This window comes from Bacteroidetes bacterium endosymbiont of Geopemphigus sp., from assembly GCF_002904345.1.
In the GTDB taxonomy this organism is placed as follows: domain Bacteria; phylum Bacteroidota; class Bacteroidia; order Flavobacteriales; family Blattabacteriaceae; genus GSPS2-BC2016.
This window is the reverse complement of the sequence record NZ_PEIH01000005.1, coordinates 761,914-782,137: the sequence shown is the minus strand read 5'-3', so window position 1 is coordinate 782,137 and position 20,224 is coordinate 761,914. Positions and strand designations below refer to the sequence as shown.

The following is a 20,224-nucleotide window of genomic DNA, read 5'->3' as shown; positions in this document are numbered from 1 at the left end:
ACGGAAAATAATATGAACGCCTTTTGAAATAAGCAAAGTAACATCATACGTCCCTAGTAAATAGTTGATAAAAAACTATTAAAAATTTTAAAACGATGAAAATCTGCAGATGAAAAAGAGAAATCTACATCAAGTAAAATATTTCCAACGAGCTTATCAGGATTCTCAGTCAGAAAACTTTCCTATTGTGTTTGGCCGCATTAAAATCCTGACGGTTATTTTCTAAGGACGCGTTATGTATGTTATCAAGCAACCAAAGATAAGTAATATCCCGCTGCGGTTTTTCAGGCTGCTTTTAAGAAATCCGTGCCAAAAATATTTATTTTTGGAGTATGAATCATAAAACGGGATTTGTTAGCATCATTGGAGAGGCGAATGTAGGAAAATCTACTTTAATGAACGCGCTGGTGGGCGAGCGTCTATCCACAATTACCCCTAAAGCCCAAACTACAAGACATCGCATCTTCGGAATTCTCAATTCTATTGATTATCAGATTATTTTCTCTGATACTCCTGGTTTACTTGAAGCGGCTTATCCACTGCAAAAAGCTATGATGAAATTTGTAGAAGATGCACTTAAGGATGCAGATGTGCTTCTTTACATGGCGCAAGCAAAAGAGATATCTTTAAAGAGTCAAAAAATTCTTGAAAATATTCAAAAGCTCTCTGTCCCTATTCTTTTGTTGATCAATAAGATTGATTGTATCGACCAAAAAAATCTTGAGGGCGCTGTTGAGTATTGGCACCGTATTTTTCCGGAATCCGAGGTCTTACCGATATCAGCCTTGAAAAAATTTAACACAGATCTGCTTCTTGGGAAAATTATCAGTCTTTTGCCCGAAGGCCATGCCTATTATCCTAAGGAAGATATTACCGATCGACCGGAGCGTTTTTTCGTCAATGAGATTGTCCGGGAAAAAATTTTATTCCTTTATAAAAAAGAAATTCCTTATTCAACTGAAGTGGTTACCGAGAGTTTTGAAGACGGGCAAACGCTCTTGAAAATTCAATGTGTCATCTATCTCGAGCGAGATTCACAAAAAGGCATACTTATTGGCCATCAGGGAAAGGCTTTAAAGAATCTAGGTATCGCTGCAAGAAAAAGCCTTGAGGAATTTTTTAAAAAAAAGGTCTTCCTGAAATTTCATGTTAAAGTAAATAAAAATTGGCGCTCAGATAAAGAGAAGCTTAAGAAACTGGGCTACCTCCATTAAGTTTTTACCACCTCGAGTATAAAATAACTTTTCTTGCCTCTTTGTAATAGTATATAACGTTTTTCACGTATATTGGTTTTGCCCAATATGAGGTCCTCATCGATTCTCTGACGATTTACTAGAATGGACCTTTCTTTTAGGGCACGTCTTGCCTCTGCTTTTGAACTTAAAAATCCGCTTTTCTCTACAAGAGCATCTATGATAGATATTCCCTTTTGCAAATCTTCGATAGAGATTTGAGCACGCGGAACGCCTTCAAAAACAGATAAAAATGTCTCATCATCGAGTACTTCCATTGAAGTCATAGGGTTATTTCCAAATAACAACCTTGAGGCGCTTAAAGCGCTTTTGCAAGCTTCTTCTCCATGTACCCATCGGGTAAGTTCAGTAGCAAGGCGTTGTTGTAAAATACACTTATGTGGCTTTTTTCGGTGATCTTCGATAAGTTGATTTATGGTATCTTTGGGTAAAAAAGTATACATTTTTATAAAACGCCCAGCTTCCTCATCAGAGGTGTTTATCCAGAACTGGAAAAATTTATAAGGTGACGTGCGCCTGGCCTCCAGCCATATATTTTCTCCGCTCTCGCTCTTTCCGAATTTTGCTCCATCAGCTTTAGTGATCAACGGAAAGGTTAAACCGTGTGCTGTTGCACCCATTTTTCTTCGAATAAGCTCTATACCGGTAGTGATATTTCCCCATTGATCTGAACCTCCGATTTGCAGCAAACAGTTCTCATTTTGAAAAAGATGTAAAAAATCATAGGCTTGTAAGAGTTGATAAGTGAATTCCGTAAATGACATTCCCTTGGAGGAGGAATCTCCAAGGCGTTTTTTTACAGAATCTTTTGACATCATATAATTGACCGTGAGGTGTTTGCCGATGTCTTGCGCAAATTCAAGAAAGGATATTTCGCGCATCCAGTCATGGTTGTTAAGCAATCGTGTGTTTCCCATTTCAAAATTCAGAAACCGTGCCAGCTGTGATTTAATACAACTTATATTATGCGCTAATGTAAATTCATCCAAAAGCTGACGCTCTGTTGACTTCCCTGAAGGATCGCCAATCATCCCAGTAGCTCCACCTATAATAGCCATGGGCTTGTGGCCGGTTCGCTCGAAATGGGCGAGCATGATAATAGGAAGTAAACTTCCTATGTGTAATGAATCAGCTGTAGGGTCAAAACCTACATATAAAGTGATTTTATCTCTTTTAAGTTGATCCTGAAGTCCGGGTGTGTGCTCTTGCAAGAGTCCGCGCCAGGAGAATTCTTTTATAAGGTCCTCCATCGATAGATTATTTGTTAGATTCAAAGCCTTGCAAAAATAGGCTGGTTTTTTTATATAGATTTATTTGATCATCCTATCTTATGTTCATAAAATGAATCATCTTTTTATTTTTATCGATATTTTTCCTTTACATGGGCTTGCTCTACCCGAAGAGAAGGTTTTTTAATAGGCACTATCACCAGATAGCGGCACGTTGCAATATTTTATTTAATGTTCAAATGGTCTATGGGTAAAACTATGGAAGGGTTAAAGAAATCTTATAAAGACGATTATTCTCAAATTCTTTCGTTAAGTGGCCTGCCCAATATAATACAAGATACTACGGAGCTAAACATTCTTGTTACCTCCTCAAAGCCCTCTATTAAAAAAAACTGTCCCTAACGTTATTTGACGATTTCTTAAGTGTTGAGTGGGAAGATGAAAATTCTTCAAACGAAAAAGAAATTTCATCAGAAGAAAGGAAAGGGTTGAAGAAGCTGAAAAAAGCCCTTAAGGCAATAGAAAATCATTCGATGCTTATTAAGGGAATAAGAAAGAAATTCCTAGATAAGAGCTCAGGCTTATTTTCCTATCAGCTCGGCAAGACCAGGTATGCAGGGAAAGAGCTGGTCCTCGAGGCGCTTTATTACACCCGAAATGGGCTTAAAAATTACAAAAATATGATATGAAGTGCGTCTTTGGATTACCAAAGCGCAAGTTCAGTCAGGAAATGCTCACGCAGGTTTTGAATATATCCGAAAATATCTTCAAAAAAATCGCTTAGAAAGCATTTATTTTGGGAAGTCTTGTTTTTGCAATCTGAGCTTTTTATTAAGCGCAAAAATTACTCGGAGACTATTAAATTGCTTGATCAGGAACAAAAATTAAGTGAGTCTTCTTTAAAAAAGATACGTTATCAATATGTTCAGGCACAGTTTCCCACTTTGGAAGGAAATATGAAAAAAGCCTTTGAAAGGTTTGAGATTATCGCTCAAAAGAGTCTGGATTTTGAAATAGTTTTTCGGGAAAAAATGTCATGAGCTTAATATTTTGATCCAAAGATCCAGAGCAAATCGCTAGAAATCAGCTAACTCGAGAAATCCCTTTAGGAGAATAAGTTTATGAGGATAAGTATTATGATTTACGTGATCATCTGTATTATACCGTGGATAAAAAGCTGAAAGATCTGGTGAAAAAAGAGACTGAAAGCTACTATCAAAAAGTCTTTGAGCAAGAAAACGCAGGTAGCTCAGATGCTAAGGGGAATATTTATAAGAGTTTAGGCGATATATCCTTTTCTGATTTGCAGTATGCGAAAGCTGATCAATATTATAATATACGCGCTAGAGGATTTTCCTAAAAATACCACCTGTGAGGCCCTGACCCAAAAGCGTGAAAATATGGATCCTGTTGTCGATAATTATGATATCGTTCAAAAAAAAGATAGTCTGCTTAATCTGGTAGTTATGGGACCTGAGAAAAGAAAAATTTCTTTATAAACTATATTTCGGAGCTTAAAAAGGAAGATCAAGAAAAAGAGCGATTGAAAGAAAAAAACAATCGATCGTTCAAAGTTCAGTGAGATGGATATGTTGGTTTTGAAACGAATTTTAATGAAAAAAATCAAAGATAAATTCTACTTTTACAACAATGAGTTGAGAAGGTCCGGAAAAAACAAGTTTACTACTTAATGGGACTCGAGAGATCTATTGGAAAACTGGCGACTCTCTTCAAAAGCGGCAAATTCTATGCTGACTCAGGAGTCAGCAGTAACCGATAAATCCATAGAAACTAAGAAAAAAATGATAGGCGCTATGAACCAAGCTATTATCTTGAGCAAATTCCACAGGACCCTCTCGGGATTACAGCTTTAAAAAAAGAGAGTGATCAAGCGGAATTATATTTATGGATGGCTTATTTTGAAAGACTCAAAGACCTTATCGCAGTCTCTGCTTTGCTCGAAAGACTCTTAATAACGAACCTTGAAGATTTCTTTCTGGCTTGTTATGTGCTTTACAAAATCTATAAAGAACAAAAGTCAGCGCGCGCGCAAGCTTATAAAGATCAGCTTGTGTCAAGATTTCCTGATTCGTATTATAACCAATATATCTTATAGTCTGAGACTTTTGCTCAGGAAATCAGTCCATTATCCATTAATATGTATATACAACTATGAAGCTTATAAAAAAGAAGATCAGAATACTACAGAGCGTCTTTTAAAGGAGATTGCTGAAAAATTCCCAAAAGATAAAATACTTCCTAAAGTAGACTTGCTTAAGGCTATGATAGCCGGTAAAATCTATGCAGAGAATTCTATATCAAGGAACTTAAAGATCTCATAGATCTTTACCCTAAAACTATTGAAGGTGAAAAGGTAAGAGAAATTTTAAATACTCTAGAAAAAGCTTCTGATGGTAACTAAGAAATAAGCTTTTTAAGCTACCACTAAGTAAATCATTTATTTTAATGATAAAATATATTCTTTATGAGTGTTATACTTTGTGTTAAACGAATGAATATATTAAAGATAAAGTTGGTATCAAGAAAATGTTTTATGTAACTTACAAAGTTTATTTATTCTTTCGGGTGCTCGTATTTTGCGTTATACAATACTTAATATAAATTTATGTAGTTTTCACAAAAAATCACCGAAATGATATTGGTAAAAAAGTTCGTTTATTTCATTACAGGAGGCCTGATTATTGCGGGTATGCACAATTTCCTCTCACAGGTCATTTTAGAGCGCGAGCCTGATTTATGGCGTATTTACAGTTTTTTACTTCCTCTGAGCATTTTATTTTTTTTATTTTATATATGGGTTTATCATAAGCGTCCACAATATGTGGGTTATGCTTATATGTTTTCTGGTTTGATTAAGATGGCCGCTAGTGTATTGTTTTTATATTTTATAATCATAAACCCTGAGCATCCCAGAAAATATCTTCTGATTCAATATATGGTAGCCTATTTCGGTATATTATTTGTGGAGGCTTTATTGTTGGTCAAGGCCTTGACGAATGAAAATGTTTCGCAAGAGGAGTCTGATTCGTTTTTTTAAGGAATTTTATACGAATAATATCTTTCACAGGTTTATTTTCGATTTTACTCTCCAGCCATGATATGATATCGAGGTAAAGAAGTGATTTTTTTTCATAGCGGTCTTCAAAATACTCGCTAAGTTCGTTTTTTAGTTTTATAAACCGTGATTTGAGTTGATCAGGATAGATATCACCCAATTCTTTTAAAAATTTCAATATAGCATGTTGTACTTTACCACGTTGATTTAACTGCAAGAAAAATTTATAAACGATTTTAATTTGTTTTTCCAGCTTATCAAAGCACTCTGCCTCATAGCAGGCAAGCAGATGCAAAAGCCTGGAAAAAGCCTGTAAATCCTCTCGTAAGCCCTCTTCGTATCGGTTGATAATTCTTTCCAGATGATTTATTGCCGATATAAAATGTCCGTTTCCAAAGTAAAGGCAAGCTATTTTGTAATCAAATACCATGAGTTGATGAGCATCTAAATAGTTACTGTATTTATTTAATGCGAGAGTCAATTCAGGTAAGAGTTGTTCTATGCCTTCGGAAAATGAACCTTCCATAAAATGTTGATTCAGGCGATGGCTATAGAGATAAACAAAAGATTGTATACGTGTATTTTTATCAGGTCTTTTTATCGTTTCAACTGCATACTCAAAAGACTTCAATCCCCGGATAAATCGATGATAGTCATTAAAATAAAAAAGTGCTTCGAGAAGATAATGAAATCCTTTTAAATATAGCATTGAAAGAGATTGTTTCATTTGAGGATGTATTTTAAAAAGTCTTATCCAAGAGAGGGAATAGCGATAGCACATTGTCAAATTTTGAAGAATAAAGTAGCGCCACAATTGCATCTGGTAAAACATTAATTTTTCTAGAAAGCCGGCATTTGCATCTAAGTCCGGGCAATTGGCATGAAGATATTCTTCTACAAAAGGCTTGGCATACTCATTCCGGATAGATCCTGTACGAATATGCATGCCGTAAAATCGGAGTGAAAGATTAGAAAATACTTCACAGCGGTGAACTTTTTCTAAAACTTCTTCAGCTTCTTGAATTAATTCTTCAGCACGCGGATAATAACTTCGGGTAATATGTTGAGATTCGATCATTCTTTCGAAAGAAATCATACTTGCAAGTAGGTTATCTGCGTGATAATTACGTGCTAAGGCTTTAGCACGCTCCAGAGATTTCAAACTTTGCCGATAAAGGCCTCTTTTATATAGTAATTTAGCAAAATCACATTGTTCTCCAAGCTGGAGTTCGCAATCGTGTTCTGTGCTTTGCATGCGCAAACTTGTAAGGATTTGTCGATACAAATGTGCTTTCATATTTGCCAGCTGTTGTTTACTTACAGGGGTGTGCATCAGAATAAAATCCTCATCGTATGTCTTTATTCGGGACATAATATCAAAAAGTTTTAAAAACTTAGCGCTTTCATTAACTCGGAGACGCCGCGCGTATAATTTGAAATAGCGTTTTTCAGCTCTCGAGAGTGTGCTTATCAATTGAAATAGCGGATCAGTTTTTCTATTGGACATCGTAAAATAATAGTAGATTAAGCCTTGATTGTAAATATTTTATAGACAAGTATGCTCTGATAGGCTATTGTAAATCTATCATTTCTATTTTTTACTTATCCCTTGTAAAAAGATAAGTTTAGCAATCCAAAAATTTATCATGGACAAAAAGATAGAAATCTTCGATACTACTTTGCGAGATGGAGAGCAGGTTCCCGGCTGTAAATTAAATACTTCGGAAAAAATTGAAATTGCCCTTCAGCTTGAATTGCTGGGAGTGGATATTATTGAAGCGGGATTTCCTGTTTCAAGTCCGGGCGACTTTCAATCGGTTATGGAAATTGGCAAAGCGCTCTCAACACCTGTGGTTTGTGCACTTTCAAGGGCCGTAAAAAAAGACATCGAAATAGCCGCTCAGGCCCTTAAGACCGCCCGCCGTCCTCGTATACACACAGGCATCGGAACTTCTGATGTGCATATTCGTTATAAATTTAACAGTACTCCCGAAAAAATTATGGAACGCGCCGTACAGGCGGTTAAGTATGCCAAAAGCTTTGTGGAAGAAGTTGAGTTCTATGCTGAAGACGCCGGACGTACAGATAATGAATTTCTTGCACATATATGTCAAGAAGTGATAAAATCTGGTGCCAGCGTTCTAAATATTCCCGATACCACAGGCTATTGCCTTCCAGAGGAATATGGTGAAAAGATCCGTTATTTAAAAGAAAATGTAGATGGCATTCATAAAGCTGTTATTTCTACGCATTGTCATAATGATCTGGGTATGGCCTCAGCTAATTCTCTGGCGGGTGTGATTAATGGCGCTCAGCAAGTGGAATGCACTATAAATGGCCTAGGAGAGCGTGCCGGAAACACTGCGCTGGAAGAAATCGTGATGATTTTTAGGCAACATAGGTCACTGGGCTTTTATACGGCCATAAAACCTGAATTGCTCTGTCCTACCAGTTGGCTGATCTCTGAGTGCACAAAGATGCCTGTTCAGGCCAATAAGGCTATAGTGGGAGCGAATGCTTTTGCGCATTCTTCAGGTATCCATCAGGACGGTCTGATTAAAAAACGAGAAACTTATGAGATCATTTCGCCGGAAGAAGTAGGTATGAAAGGATCTTCCATTATATTGACCGCTCGAAGTGGTCGTTCTGCCCTGGCTTATCGCTGTCAAAAGATCGGCTATAGCCTTTCCAAAAAGCATTTAGATACGCTCTATCCCATTTTTCTTGAATATGCAGATCAAAAGAAGGAAATTCTCGATAAAGATCTGATAACTATTTTAAAAACTACTAATTTCGCTTCTTTAACAAATCTTCAAACCCATGGCAAGCAGTCTATTTGATAAAGTCTGGCAAGCTCACCTTGTAGAGCGTATACCTAAAGGACCTGAAGTGCTTTATATTGATCGACATTTTATTCATGAGGTAACTAGTCCGCAAGCTTTTGCGGACTTAGAAAAAAGAGGTCTTCCGGTTTTTAGAAAACAGAAGATTATCGCCACGGCAGATCACAATGTACCTACTGAAAATCAACACCTTATTATTCAGGAGCCTCTTTCAAGAAAGCAGGTGGAAACTTTATCTGAGAATTGCAAAAAACATCAGATCGAGCTCTTTGCCCTTGGCCATGAATATCAGGGAATCGTTCATGTTATCGGTCCGGAGCTCGGACTTACCCTTCCAGGTATGACTATTGTTTGCGGAGACAGTCATACTTCCACTCACGGCGCCTTTGGAGCTATTGCTTTTGGCATTGGCACCAGCCAGGTAGCCATGGCAATGGCCAGTCAGTGCATTTTACAATCCAAGCCTAAACAAATGCGCATTCGAATAGAGGGTAAGCTTAAAAAAGGCGTAACTCCTAAAGATGTTATATTATATCTTATTTCTAAGATGGGTACGGATGGAGCCACAGGTCATTTTGTAGAGTATTCAGGGAACGTTTTTCAACAAATGAGCATGGAGGGTCGAATGACCGTTTGCAATATGAGTATAGAAATGGGCGCTAAAGGCGGTATGATCGCTCCTGACGATACTACTTTTTCTTATATAAGGGGAAGAAAATTCGCGCCCAAGGGTATGGAATGGGAAAGAGCATTGAGTTATTGGAAAAGTATCTATACCGATGTAAATGCGCGTTTCCATAAAGAAAATTGTTTTGATGCTCTTGATATAGAGCCCATGATCACATACGGAACCCATCCCGGAATGGGCATTAAGATCAGTGAAAATATTCCCGTAAATACAGAGGACGAAAATTATAAAAAATCCCTGAATTATATGGGTTTTCAACAGGGAGAATCCCTTATAGGTAAATCCATCGATTATGTTTTTATCGGAAGTTGTACCAATGCGCGTATAGAAGATCTTCGGCTTGTGGCACGGATAGTAAAGGATAAGAAAAAAGCCGAAAATCTGCAAGCGATGATTGTTCCCGGATCACAACAAGTGGCACGCCAGGCGTGTGAGGAAGGTCTTGATCATATATTTCAGGCTGCCGGTTTTGAATTTAGACAAGCCGGATGCTCGGCTTGCTTAGGGATGAATGAAGATAAGATCCCTTCAGAGGCTTACTGCGTTTCTACTTCTAATCGAAACTTCGAAGGACGTCAAGGTCCGGGAGCACGTACTTTGCTCGCCAGTCCGATGGTCGCAGCTATAACAGCCATAGAAGGAAAAATCGTTGACGTTAGTCGTTACATAGAAAAAATGGACCTTTTTAACTGAATTTGATATGAAAAAATTCCAGCGACTTATCTCAAGGGCGGTGCCTTTGCCCTTAGAGAATATAGATACGGATCAAATCATACCGGCACGTTTTTTGAAAGCCACCACCCGAGAAAATTTTGGAGAAAATCTCTTCAGAGATTGGCGCTATAGAGCTGATGAACAGTCCAGAGAAGATTTTGTTCTCAATAATCTTAACCATACCGGAGAGATATTGCTTGCAGGAAGGAATTTCGGTTGTGGATCCAGTCGCGAACATGCGGCCTGGGCGCTTTTCGACTATGGATTTCGTGTGGTAATATCGAGCTTTTTTGCAGATATTTTTAAGGGAAATGCTCTTAACAATGGCTTGTTGCCAGTGGAAATATCTCAAGGGTTTTTAAGAGAGCTCTTTCATGCGGTTGAATCCGATAAATCTACTTTGCTATGCGTAGATCTTGAAAAAGAAACATTGCAAATTGCAGGTACCGATCGCCGCGAGAGTTTTAGTATAGATCCTTATAAAAAAATGTGCCTGCTTAAAGGATATGACGATATCGATTTCTTAATCAGTCTTAAGAATAAGATAGAGAGCTTTGAAGAGAAACATCCTTCATTTTTATCTCTTTAAAAAAATTTTATTATTATGAATAAAAAAATAGCGCTGCTCGCCGGTGACGGCATAGGGCCTGAAATCACTCGCCAGGCAGTGAAAGTTTTAGATGCGATAGCTCAGAAGTTTAAGCATGATTTTATATACCGCCGGGCTTTAGCCGGCGCCGCGGCCATTGCGCATACAGGCAGCCCTATGCCTGAAGAAACTCTTGATATTTGCTTGGATAGCGATGCTGTTTTATTCGGTGCTATCGGAGATCCTAAGTACGATGACGATCCCAACACCAAGGTCAGGCCTGAACAAGGTTTATTAAAGATTCGCAAATCTCTGGGTCTTTATTGTAATATACGTCCTATCACGGCTTACGAGGCTTTGTTAGATCGATCTCCATTAAAAAAAGAAAATATAAAAGGAGTTGATTTTGTAATCTATCGCGAGCTTACAGGGGGAATTTATTTTGGAGAAAAAGCTCGTTCGTCCCATTGGGCTTATGATCAATGCAGTTATTCTGCTAATGAAATAGAGCGTATCGCGCATGCTGCTTTTAAAGCAACTCTTGCGCGTCGTAAAAAACTTACGTTGGTAGATAAGGCAAATGTGTTGGAGACCTCGCGACTATGGCGCGAGCTGGTTAAAAAAATAGCTGAGGATTATCCCGAGGTGGGGGTAGATTTTTTATTTGTTGACAATGCCGCCATGCAGATTATACTTAAGCCTTTTGATTTTGATGTGCTTTTGACCGAAAACATGTTTGGCGATATTTTATCTGATGAAGCCGGTGTCATTACCGGTTCCATAGGCTTATCACCTTCAGCTTCCGTCGGTGAGAAAAACGCGCTCTTTGAACCTGTACATGGTTCTTATCCACAGGCCGCCGGAAAGAATATCGCCAATCCTTTGGCTTGCATACTTTCAGCTGCTATGATGCTGGATTATTTGGGATTGTCCGCTGAAGCCCGGGCAGTGAGAAAAGCTGTAGATTACTCTATAAATCACGGGAAATCTACTATAGATATTTGTTCTAAGCAAGCTATGGGAACTGAAGAAGTAGGGGATTTTTTAGTTAAGGAGCTTTTTAGGAATTGAGAATAAAATCTATTTGTACTTACTCATTTTTATGAAATTATTTATCATGCTGATGATAATTTTAGAATAAAAGATGAGGTAATTATACCTATTCTAAGAATTATCCAAAATATGGATAGATCCTCTTGTGAATAATCTTATAGAAGTGGAAGGGTTTTTTATCTTTTGCCTTTAACAATTTTTTTGTAGTTTAAGGTATCTCGACAAGATGGTTTATCCCTATATACAAGAATCTTTTTTTAGCTAAAATCTTTATGTAAATACAATAAAGAACTATACAGGGAAGGAATGGATCTAATGTATATCCATGTATGCTCATGCGACTATATAACTATAAATCAAGTAAGATTGCATATTATTGCAATTACAGGCATATTTGCAGGCAAATATAACGACAAATGACCTCCATCAATTTCATGATTCTCACCAACGGCAATCCCTCTCAAATATACCTTAGATTAATAAGGGAGCGAAGCCTCGATGTCAGGATACGAACCCCACATTCTTGTCAACTCCAAGCACTGGGATAAGAAAAAAGCAACGTGTAATAAACATAGCCTCGGCTCATCAAAAGGATTTGGTCAACGCTACTCTTGAAAAGCTTTCTGCTTATCTCTTTGAACGCATGAATGAAGATCATATCGTGGATTAAAAAAACAGTTTCTGAGTTCTTCGGCGAATCTTATGAAAAAGACAAAGATATCTCTGTGACAGAGTGGATTGGGGATTGTATAGAGAAAGTCTTCGCTCTGATCAAAAAAGACAAAGCCCCCCCTTCTGAAAACACCATAAAAATATACAAAACTAGCTTAGGTAAGCTTAATGCTTTTCATGAGTATAAGAACACATAGTTAAAGTTCACCGACTTTCATAAAGAGTTTATAGAATATTTAAGCAAAACAGAGAAACTGGGTGTCTCAAGTACAGGGAGTGATGATAAAGAACCTTAAAGCCTTAGGCAGGGTAGCCGAACTTGAAGGTCAGAACGCTCATGAAGAGTTTGAGCATCCCGAGTTTTTCTCCAGAGCTTCTTATTCAAGAGCGGAAAGAGCGTTTGGCTAAGCGATGAGCAGATAGAAAGAATTTATGCTCTGAATCTCTCTTGTAGCGGCAGGATCGATAACGCGAGAGACTTCGCCATGGTGAGTTTGCGAATAGACCTGAGGGTAAGCGACTTTCTAAAGTTCGAGATCAAAATCAAAAACATCAGGGAATGCTATATCTAAAAGACAGGTCATAACGTGATTATACCCCTACACCCGCAGCTTAAGGCTGTGTTGGAGAGAAGAGAAGGATTACCTAGAAAGGTAGCGGATAAAAATTTAACCCTTATTTCAGGGAGGTCTGTCAACTTTCAGGCATCACGAAACCCACTTAAGGCGTCTTTGATGAACTCCAAGACAAGATGCAAGGAAAGAAAGGTATTTGCCAAATATTTCCTGGTAAACTCTCACACCTGCCGAAGATAAGCTACCCAATTTATCGATCATGGCTATTTTAAGTTGATTTGGCGTTTTAAAGAAAGTTCCGTACTGAACTGGCTAGCAGATCTCTCAAGGGAAGATCTCGGCGAATCTACCTTTAGCCAAAGATGAAAAGGGCGAGGGCTTGTTTAACTTTCCCTTAAGCTCTAAGAAACATGAAAATAATAGATGGTAAGTGATGGGATCGCATTTTGAGATAGAAGAACAGATAGATCGGACTCCCGAGCTCTCTGAAAAACTCACATCAAAGATCAAAACCGCGATCTAGAGGTTATGGAGGTATATATCACTACGCCCTATGGCTGCATGAGTGTATAGCGGAAGGCAACGCGTGAAACTCCAGAGCCCACACACCCTATTGTGGTATAGAGATCAGGTCTTAAAGTATATCGACGGTCTTCCTCTTTCATAGAATGAGGAGGTTTTTTTAGTTATGATATTAATGGCAATGGATGATAAAGAGCTAATTAAAAGAGCACTCGTCAAACGCTGTGAGGCTCTTGAGAGGACTCTCTCGCAAATCATCATCAATATTAGCCGGGGCGGCCGCCCCGATAGAAAGCAAGGTTTTGGCGCGCTTCGCGAAATATATGAGCCAAATTAAAGGCGCGGGTAACCGACTTGAGATCGTCAATAAATCGTCTGGTAAACTAAAGATCGATATGCGAATCTATGTGGACAGATCTATCATCAATAGCGAGGGAGCGGATCTTGGACTTTGTTAAAAAGCACAAGTGGTAAAATACCCCTTGTCAAGAATCTTGAGTGGCGCTATGGCGATAAAACGCGGAAAGCTCTCGATGAGATCGTAGTGCCCGATGTGGGGTGGTTTGAGATAGATAGTCTTATAGAATTACCCCGATTATGAAGAGATGATATAAACTACACCTTAGAGGTTTTATCTATGAGTTCATTTCCTTAAGGGGAAAAACCAACAGACTATGGATGAACGCCCTTCTATTTCACCTGTACGAGATCTTTTTTCGGTATTTGAGTAATCAATACTTTGCCAACCTTGCCTGTTATTAAACCTTAAATCTTTCCCTCCTTCAAAAGTTAATAAAAACTTTTCAAGATCAAAAGTGGATTTATAATCCAAACATTTCTATTTTGTTCTATTGTGCCCCTCGAAGCAAGTATTAGCCTCGATTCATCGTATCATCCCTTTTTTGCCCTGCGTGTCGGTTTTTCCGAGCTTTCTCTTGGTGGTTTTGGTTTCTATGCCCACCTATGCTTGCAAGGAAAATGTAATTATAAAATAAATAATAATGTTTTTTTAACATATATTTTTTATACCGGGTATAATAAGCTTTAATGGATTAGAGATTCGCAAGATTGAATATGGCGTTTACGGGGTGGAAATTCCAAGTGGGCTTTTGAGTTTTTAGAGGGCATTAGCCTTATCGGATTGTTTCCTTTGCTCTTCTTAATAATCTCTACAATCCCCATATCTTTTAAAAAATTAATAACTCTGTCGCAGATTTTTATGTACATCTGTATTTTTACTGATCTTATTTATGGAAAAAACGGGATATTCAAAGATGTTATAAATAACAATATCTGCAGAAGACCCGGATCTTAAAATTGGAGCAATTTCTTTGTCAATTCTGTAGTAGAGACTTAATATGGAGTTTGCTTTATATGTATTATCAATAAATTGATGAATAATTGCTTTTGGAGAAAAGAATATCCATCCTTATCAGTCCTTATCTTGGGAGATGTTTTTTAATCTATCATAATATTTTTCTCTGTGAATGGTATTTCAGCATCAAGTATTTCCAATACTTTTTCCAATAAATAGGGTAAAAATAGCTCTATGAAGTCTTTATTTACGTGCGCTTGTGAGTCGATCAATAAAGGCAGCAGTCCGTTATGAATTTTTCGAAAGGAAAAAATACAGGGAGAAACCGCGTAAGTTAAAGCTTTATCTGAGCTATGGTAAAGACAAGCATACAGCAGGAGCTGCAGCGCCTTATCAAAGCGAATGTCTTGTACTGTTTTTCCCAGATCATCAGAGGTCAATCTTAGCGATAGAGGATCTACGTATCCGCTTTTGTAATCGATGATTCGAATGTTTCCGTTACACTCGTCAATACGATCTATCTTTCCAAAAAGACGTACTTCTTCGGGTAAGTCAAGGCGCATTGAAAAAGCTTCCTCAAGGGAATAAACACATACGCTTTGCTTATTACGTAGATTATTTTCTTCCCAATTAATAAAGCCTTCGAGCTGCTTTTTAATCACTTGATAGATCAGTAAATTTCTCCCCTTTTGGTAGCTTTCTCCATAAAGTTCCCGGAAAAAAGCCGTTACTACAGGTGTAATTTTTGTTCGTAATTCCGCACAATGTCTTAAGCTTAAATGCCTATTCAGCAGGGGACGGTAAAGCTTTTCAAGCGATTTATGGATGAGGGTACCATGGGAAATTTTTTCAATGCTTTCTTCTACTTCTTCTTTCTCTGATAGATTCAGTACTTTTTTCTTGTAAAACATCACATGGTCTCTGATGTACAAGCTAAGAGAAAAAGGGGAAAACCCATGAGCCGCCATTTTTCTAAGACGCTCTAACATATGGGGGGTCTTTGGAATAGAAAAAGCAGATGCTTTGGGAAAATCCGGCAAGGGCGCGGCAATTTTATGCACCAGCTTATGTGGTGATTCAATGTCCAATTGATAAATAAATCGGCTTTTCTCTCCTGATCCCGATGTACTTTCTTGAGTATTATAAATCAAAAAAACATGCTGGGCTCTTTGTAGTAAATGGTAAAAATAGTAAGCATATTGCGCATCGCGTTCGCGATAAACAGGCAATCCCATTTGCAAACGCGTATCAAAAGGAATCCATGAATCATCAGCTTTCTCCGGCGGAAAAACACCCTCATTCACCGAAGTGATGATAACTGTATCAAAATCAAGCAAACAAGTTTCATGTATTTCCAATAACTGCAAGCCTTCAGCATGCTCATCTGAGGAACTGCAGGGCTTAGAGGTTATCCATTGTTTGTAAAGGGACCTAAGTTCATGAAGGCTTGAGAGGTGTGAGGCATTAGAGAGTAAATACTGAAAGAATTCTTCAAAAGTCTTTAAATAAGAGGATTCATCGTGGGTTTCTTTAGGGAAAGAAAGTTTTTTATTAAATTCCTTGATGAACCTTAATAACATCTCCACACACCTTTTAGGGTTTAAATTTTGTGGAGATAGAATATCTAAAAAAAAGCTTTCTTTTAAGTAGATTTTCAAAAGAGCGTCAGGAACGAAAATCAAATTACCTCGGTAAATTCTTTCTGTCAATTCTCTTGATTCCCAATGGAAAAAGTGCCGCAGGTGTCTCTCAGAAAAGATCTCAAGCAGGTCTTTATAATAAAAAGCTTCTTTCTCTGAGTTTTCCCGATTTGAGAAAAGCCGAAAGATCAGTTCAAATAGCTGATGCCAGCAAGTATCTTCTAAAGATTCGTTTATACCTATAGTTACCTTATTAATCCCCTTTGGTATAGAGTGAAGAAACGGAGATACTAAAGAAGACTCTGGAAAAACTACAGCGGTTCTTGAAAAATTATGCCCTTTATCTGCCAGTTGCCCAAGGATAATTCCTGCTTTTTTAGCTTGTCCAATTTGTGAGGGGACGCCTGTAACTTCTATATATTTTGGTTTTTTAAAATCATTGCCTGCCCACTGAAGCTTTTTTCCTTGTAAAGACGGCCACATTTTCGTGTATTTCTGTATGAAGGCACCCGCTTCTTGTACAGGATCTAGAAAGTACTCATCAATGTCCCAATATACCTCTGCTCTTTTTTGATCGAGTAAATACTCGATCACATTTTCTTCAGACTTACTTAAGGCGTTCATTCCTGCAAAAATAAAGTGTTTTTCAGCAGGGAGATCTGAAAGGAAAGTCTGTGTTTTTTCTGTGGCTTGTCTATACATAAGCCCTTGATAGGCTTGTCCTTTAGATAAAAGATGAGTTTTGAGCGCTCTGTACAATTCACCTAAGGGTTTCCAGAAAGGTGTTTTTTCTCCTTCGCGGCAGCTTGTTGACTGTGTTGACCATTCAAACATTTGCTCAACGGAATGCATATGGAAAAAAAATTGATCGATTTTCACCATATATAAGTCAAGGTTATTGAAATCTTCCAAAATCCTGGGAGCCCATGTCAAAAACTTTTCAAAAGATTCAGTGGGGCTATGGGTATACTTTTTGGCTAATTTATAGCTCTCAAAAAGCAAAGAAGTAGTTGTTATCAAAGAGAGATTAGAAACCCTTTGCATGAAGGTTTGCATACTGAAAAATTCAGGAAGTCCATGTTTTTCATCCCTGAGTTTCTGCAAAGCTTTCTTGAGTTGAACAATCGATCGATTTCCGGGCAATACAAGCGTGAGTGCATCTGATCGGGTGTATTTATTAATGATCTCTTGAGCAAGTTGATCAATAAAAGAAATCATTTTATAGCTTTTTGGGAGATCATAAGGTCATGAAGAATCTTCCGTGTGATTTCCTTATCTTTTTGCAACTGATTTTTCAAATCAGCCAGGGAAGAAAACTTTTTTTCCTTACGAAGAGGTGCTATAAGTTGCAGCTGCAATGTGTGGCCATAAATCTCCTTTGCAAAATCAAAAATGTGCACTTCAATTCGAGTTTCTTTTGAGTTAATCGTAGGTCGGTTTCCGATATTAAGCATTCCAATGAATTCTTTTTCCTCTAAAAAAACTTTCACGGCATAGACTCCTTTAGCAGGTAAAAATTTCTCAGATGATATCGCAAGATTTGCTGTAGGAAAATTCAGTTGCCGACCGAGCTGATTTCCATGAATAACTATTCCATAAAAACTATAAGGTCTTCCCAGAGCTGCGTTGGCCCAGGTGAGTTGCCTCTCTGAAAGGGCTTTTTTAATATTTGTAGAACTGACCGCGCGATGGCACAATCTATAAGCAGGTTGTTGTTCTAGAATAAATCCATAATCTAGCGAAAGAGTTTTCAAATGTGTATAGGATCCTTTTTTATCTCTCCCCAGATGATGATCATATCCGATAATAAGACTACATATATTGAGTTTTTTGATAAGTATATCACCAACAAAATGCTCCGGAGAGAGAGAAGCGAAAGCCTCATCAAAGCTTTGAACGATCATATAATCCACACCTAAATTAGAGAGATGATCTGCTTTTTCAGAAAGACTTGTTAAATATTTCCAATGACAAGCTCCTGATAGAAACTGTCTGGGATGTGGATTAAAAGTGAGTAAGACCGAGGGTCGATGTTCTCGACGGGCAAAGAGCAAAAGTTTATTAATAATCTCTCTGTGCCCAAGATGCACTCCATCAAACATGCCAAGGCTAAATACTACAGGATCAGAGAAATCCCAAGCGTCAGTTGATGAAATAATTTTCAAGTATTGAAAGTTTTAAAACAAATGTAATTACTTATTAACTATGATAACTCTTTTAAGAGGAAATCAAGCGAAATCACCTAAAATCGATTATATTTACCAAACTATAATTTTTGCGCTAAATGTCTGAACATATAAAGGGTAAAATCCTGCAAATCATAGGTCCTGTAGTGGATGTTATTTTTGAAAATTCCACTTCACTTCCTAAAATATATGACGCTTTAAAAATTACTCGTTTTGATGGGGAGTTTTTGATTCTGGAAGTACAACAAAATATAGGGGAAAATACCGTACGCTGTATTGCCATGGATACTACAGAGGGTCTACATCGCTCACAAGAGGTTGTTTATGAGGGGACGCCCATAACTGTTCCTATAGGAAAGGCTGTTAATGGACGTTTATTAAATGTAGTGGGCAGAGTCATTGATGGTTTGGAAGATTTAGAAAAATGTGAACGTCTTCCCATTCACAGGTCTGCTCCAAGATTTGAAGATCTCTCCACAACTACAGAAGTTCTATACACCGGAATTAAAGTCATCGACCTTATAGAGCCCTACGCTAAGGGTGGGAAAATTGGACTTTTTGGAGGTGCGGGCGTAGGAAAAACCGTATTGATTCAGGAACTCATCAACAATATTGCAAAAGGGCATGGAGGATTATCAGTCTTTGCAGGCGTTGGTGAACGCACTCGTGAGGGTAATGATTTGTTGCGTGAAATGTTAGAATCGGGCATTATTTCTTATGGCGATGAATTTATGCAGGCGATGAAAGAAGGATATTGGAACCTTTCTAAGGTAGATAGAAAAGTCCTTAAAACATCTAAGGCCACCTTTGTATTCGGACAAATGAACGAACCGCCCGGAGCTAGGGCGCGTGTGGCCCTTTCAGGGCTGACCTTGGCTGAGTACTATCGTGATGGCGCTCAAGAAGGTAAAGGACGTGACGTGCTTTTTTTTATAGACAATATCTTTCGTTTCACCCAGGCGGGTTCGGAGGTTTCAGCCCTGCTTGGACGTATGCCTTCAGCGGTCGGCTATCAGCCTACTCTCGCCTCTGAGATGGGCTCGATGCAAGAGCGTATTACCTCTACTAAAAATGGTTCTATTACTTCAGTACAAGCTGTGTACGTGCCAGCTGATGATTTAACCGATCCGGCTCCGGCCACTACCTTTTCTCATCTGGACGCTACTACAGTACTTTCGAGAAAAATCGCTGCTTTAGGAATCTATCCTGCCGTAGATCCTCTAGATTCTACCTCTCGTATACTATCACCTGAGGTGGTTGGAGCAGATCATTATGCCTGTACTCAACGTGTAAAAGAAATATTGCAACGCTATAAAGAACTTCAGGACATCATTGCAATTTTAGGTATGGATGAACTCAGTGAGGAAGATAAGAAAAGTGTACAACGCGCTAGACGTGTACAGCGTTTTCTCTCGCAGCCTTTTCATGTCGCTGAACAATTTACAGGTATATCCGGAGAACTGGTGGATATTAAAGAAACCATTCGCGGATTCAACATGATCCTGGATGGCGAGTTGGACCATCTCCCAGAGGCCGCTTTTAATCTAAAGGGCACCATAGAACAGGCTATTGAAGCCGGAGAGAGAATGTTTTCGGAGGTGAAGAAAAAATCTTAGAAATATGAATGTATGGATACTGACGCCTGAAAAAACAATTTATCAAGGAGAGGCTTCAAGTTTACATGTCCCCGGACTAGATGGCTCTTTTCAACTGCTTGATCACCATGTGTCTATGGTATCAGTATTGAAAGAAGGACAGATCACCTTATGTGTGTCTAAAATTCAAAAAACAGATCATCTGCATTTTTCAATAAAAAGCGGTTTATTAGAAGTAAAAGATAATCATGTCACCATTATGATTGATTAGGTT

Annotated in this window: 22 protein-coding genes; 18 read left to right on the top strand and 4 right to left on the bottom strand. The window is 38.1% G+C overall.

Annotation, left to right across the window (positions count from 1 at the left end; translation table 11 throughout):
• Window positions 1-332: 332 nt before the first annotated feature.
• On the top strand, window positions 333-1,214 hold the full coding sequence (gene era, locus CS842_RS05040) for a GTPase Era (RefSeq protein ID WP_103327763.1): 882 nt from the start codon (window positions 333-335) through the stop codon (window positions 1,212-1,214).
• Here the strand turns inward: era and tyrS are convergent.
• On the bottom strand, window positions 1,211-2,503 hold the full coding sequence (gene tyrS / locus CS842_RS05035) for a tyrosine--tRNA ligase (protein ID WP_103327762.1): 1,293 nt from the start codon (window positions 2,501-2,503) through the stop codon (window positions 1,211-1,213). The genes era and tyrS overlap by 4 nt on opposite strands.
• A gap of 467 nt (window positions 2,504-2,970) precedes the next feature.
• Here tyrS and CS842_RS05030 point away from each other — a divergent pair, with 467 nt between their 5' ends.
• The 6 genes from CS842_RS05030 (at window position 2,971) to CS842_RS05005 (ending at window position 5,540) form a co-directional block, all read left to right on the top strand.
• Window positions 2,971-3,171 (top strand): hypothetical protein, encoded by a 201-nt coding sequence (locus CS842_RS05030; protein ID WP_103327761.1) that lies wholly within the window; start codon window positions 2,971-2,973, stop codon window positions 3,169-3,171.
• 123 nt (window positions 3,172-3,294) lie between these two features.
• Window positions 3,295-3,522: a hypothetical protein gene (locus CS842_RS05025; protein WP_146037461.1), complete on the top strand. Its 228-nt coding sequence runs from the start codon at window positions 3,295-3,297 to the stop codon at window positions 3,520-3,522.
• Window positions 3,523-3,671: 149 nt separating this feature from the next.
• Window positions 3,672-3,842, top strand: coding sequence for a hypothetical protein (locus CS842_RS06955; RefSeq protein ID WP_195909894.1), 171 nt, complete (start codon window positions 3,672-3,674; stop codon window positions 3,840-3,842).
• Window positions 3,843-4,191: 349 nt separating this feature from the next.
• Window positions 4,192-4,356, top strand: a complete 165-nt coding sequence (locus CS842_RS06950) for a hypothetical protein (protein WP_195909893.1) — start codon at window positions 4,192-4,194, stop codon at window positions 4,354-4,356.
• 132 nt (window positions 4,357-4,488) lie between these two features.
• Window positions 4,489-4,824 carry a hypothetical protein gene (locus CS842_RS06595; protein WP_146037460.1) on the top strand — a complete coding sequence of 112 codons (336 nt, stop codon included), beginning with the start codon at window positions 4,489-4,491 and terminating at the stop codon, window positions 4,822-4,824.
• 311 nt (window positions 4,825-5,135) lie between these two features.
• Window positions 5,136-5,540 carry a hypothetical protein gene (locus CS842_RS05005; protein ID WP_103327756.1) on the top strand — a complete coding sequence of 135 codons (405 nt, stop codon included), beginning with the start codon at window positions 5,136-5,138 and terminating at the stop codon, window positions 5,538-5,540.
• Here CS842_RS05005 and CS842_RS05000 read toward each other — a convergent pair.
• Window positions 5,485-6,930: a hypothetical protein gene (locus CS842_RS05000; RefSeq protein WP_241518467.1), complete on the bottom strand. Its 1,446-nt coding sequence runs from the start codon at window positions 6,928-6,930 to the stop codon at window positions 5,485-5,487. The genes CS842_RS05005 and CS842_RS05000 overlap by 56 nt on opposite strands.
• Before the next feature lie 274 nt (window positions 6,931-7,204).
• Here CS842_RS05000 and CS842_RS04995 point away from each other — a divergent pair, with 274 nt between their 5' ends.
• The 9 genes from CS842_RS04995 (at window position 7,205) to CS842_RS06930 (ending at window position 13,815) form a co-directional block, all read left to right on the top strand.
• Window positions 7,205-8,398 carry a 2-isopropylmalate synthase gene (locus CS842_RS04995; protein ID WP_103327754.1) on the top strand — a complete coding sequence of 398 codons (1,194 nt, stop codon included), beginning with the start codon at window positions 7,205-7,207 and terminating at the stop codon, window positions 8,396-8,398.
• Window positions 8,379-9,782: a 3-isopropylmalate dehydratase large subunit gene (gene leuC, locus CS842_RS04990; protein ID WP_103327753.1), complete on the top strand. Its 1,404-nt coding sequence runs from the start codon at window positions 8,379-8,381 to the stop codon at window positions 9,780-9,782. The genes CS842_RS04995 and leuC overlap by 20 nt, the downstream gene beginning before the upstream one ends.
• 7 nt (window positions 9,783-9,789) lie before the next feature.
• Window positions 9,790-10,392, top strand: a complete 603-nt coding sequence (leuD, locus tag CS842_RS04985) for a 3-isopropylmalate dehydratase small subunit (protein ID WP_103327752.1) — start codon at window positions 9,790-9,792, stop codon at window positions 10,390-10,392.
• 15 nt (window positions 10,393-10,407) lie between these two features.
• The gene (gene leuB, locus CS842_RS04980; RefSeq protein ID WP_103327751.1) at window positions 10,408-11,463 is read left to right on the top strand and encodes a 3-isopropylmalate dehydrogenase; all 1,056 of its coding nucleotides are present in this window, start codon (window positions 10,408-10,410) and stop codon (window positions 11,461-11,463) included.
• A gap of 505 nt (window positions 11,464-11,968) precedes the next feature.
• A complete protein-coding gene (locus tag CS842_RS06945; protein ID WP_195909892.1) occupies window positions 11,969-12,115 on the top strand; it encodes a hypothetical protein in 147 nt (48 codons plus the stop codon).
• Window positions 12,093-12,314: a hypothetical protein gene (locus CS842_RS04975; RefSeq protein WP_103327750.1), complete on the top strand. Its 222-nt coding sequence runs from the start codon at window positions 12,093-12,095 to the stop codon at window positions 12,312-12,314. Before CS842_RS06945 ends, CS842_RS04975 begins: the two co-directional genes overlap by 23 nt.
• A 61-nt stretch (window positions 12,315-12,375) precedes the next feature.
• Window positions 12,376-12,525 (top strand): hypothetical protein, encoded by a 150-nt coding sequence (locus CS842_RS06940; protein WP_195909891.1) that lies wholly within the window; start codon window positions 12,376-12,378, stop codon window positions 12,523-12,525.
• Between the two features lie 870 nt (window positions 12,526-13,395).
• On the top strand, window positions 13,396-13,551 hold the full coding sequence (locus CS842_RS06935; RefSeq protein WP_195909890.1) for a hypothetical protein: 156 nt from the start codon (window positions 13,396-13,398) through the stop codon (window positions 13,549-13,551).
• A 114-nt stretch (window positions 13,552-13,665) separates the two neighbouring features.
• Window positions 13,666-13,815 carry a hypothetical protein gene (locus tag CS842_RS06930; protein ID WP_195909889.1) on the top strand — a complete coding sequence of 50 codons (150 nt, stop codon included), beginning with the start codon at window positions 13,666-13,668 and terminating at the stop codon, window positions 13,813-13,815.
• An 857-nt stretch (window positions 13,816-14,672) separates the two neighbouring features.
• Here the strand turns inward: CS842_RS06930 and CS842_RS04960 are convergent.
• Window positions 14,673-17,387 carry a PD-(D/E)XK nuclease family protein gene (locus tag CS842_RS04960; protein WP_103327747.1) on the bottom strand — a complete coding sequence of 905 codons (2,715 nt, stop codon included), beginning with the start codon at window positions 17,385-17,387 and terminating at the stop codon, window positions 14,673-14,675.
• Window positions 17,384-18,334 (bottom strand): bifunctional riboflavin kinase/FAD synthetase, encoded by a 951-nt coding sequence (locus CS842_RS04955; RefSeq protein WP_103327746.1) that lies wholly within the window; start codon window positions 18,332-18,334, stop codon window positions 17,384-17,386. The genes CS842_RS04960 and CS842_RS04955 overlap by 4 nt, the downstream gene beginning before the upstream one ends.
• Before the next feature lie 119 nt (window positions 18,335-18,453).
• On the opposite strand from CS842_RS04955, the gene atpD reads away from it, so the two are divergent.
• Both atpD and CS842_RS04945 read left to right on the top strand, forming a co-directional pair.
• Window positions 18,454-19,971: a F0F1 ATP synthase subunit beta gene (gene atpD, locus CS842_RS04950; protein ID WP_103327745.1), complete on the top strand. Its 1,518-nt coding sequence runs from the start codon at window positions 18,454-18,456 to the stop codon at window positions 19,969-19,971.
• Window positions 19,972-19,975: 4 nt separating this feature from the next.
• On the top strand, window positions 19,976-20,221 hold the full coding sequence (locus tag CS842_RS04945; protein ID WP_103327744.1) for a F0F1 ATP synthase subunit delta/epsilon: 246 nt from the start codon (window positions 19,976-19,978) through the stop codon (window positions 20,219-20,221).
• Window positions 20,222-20,224: the final 3 nt, after the last annotated feature.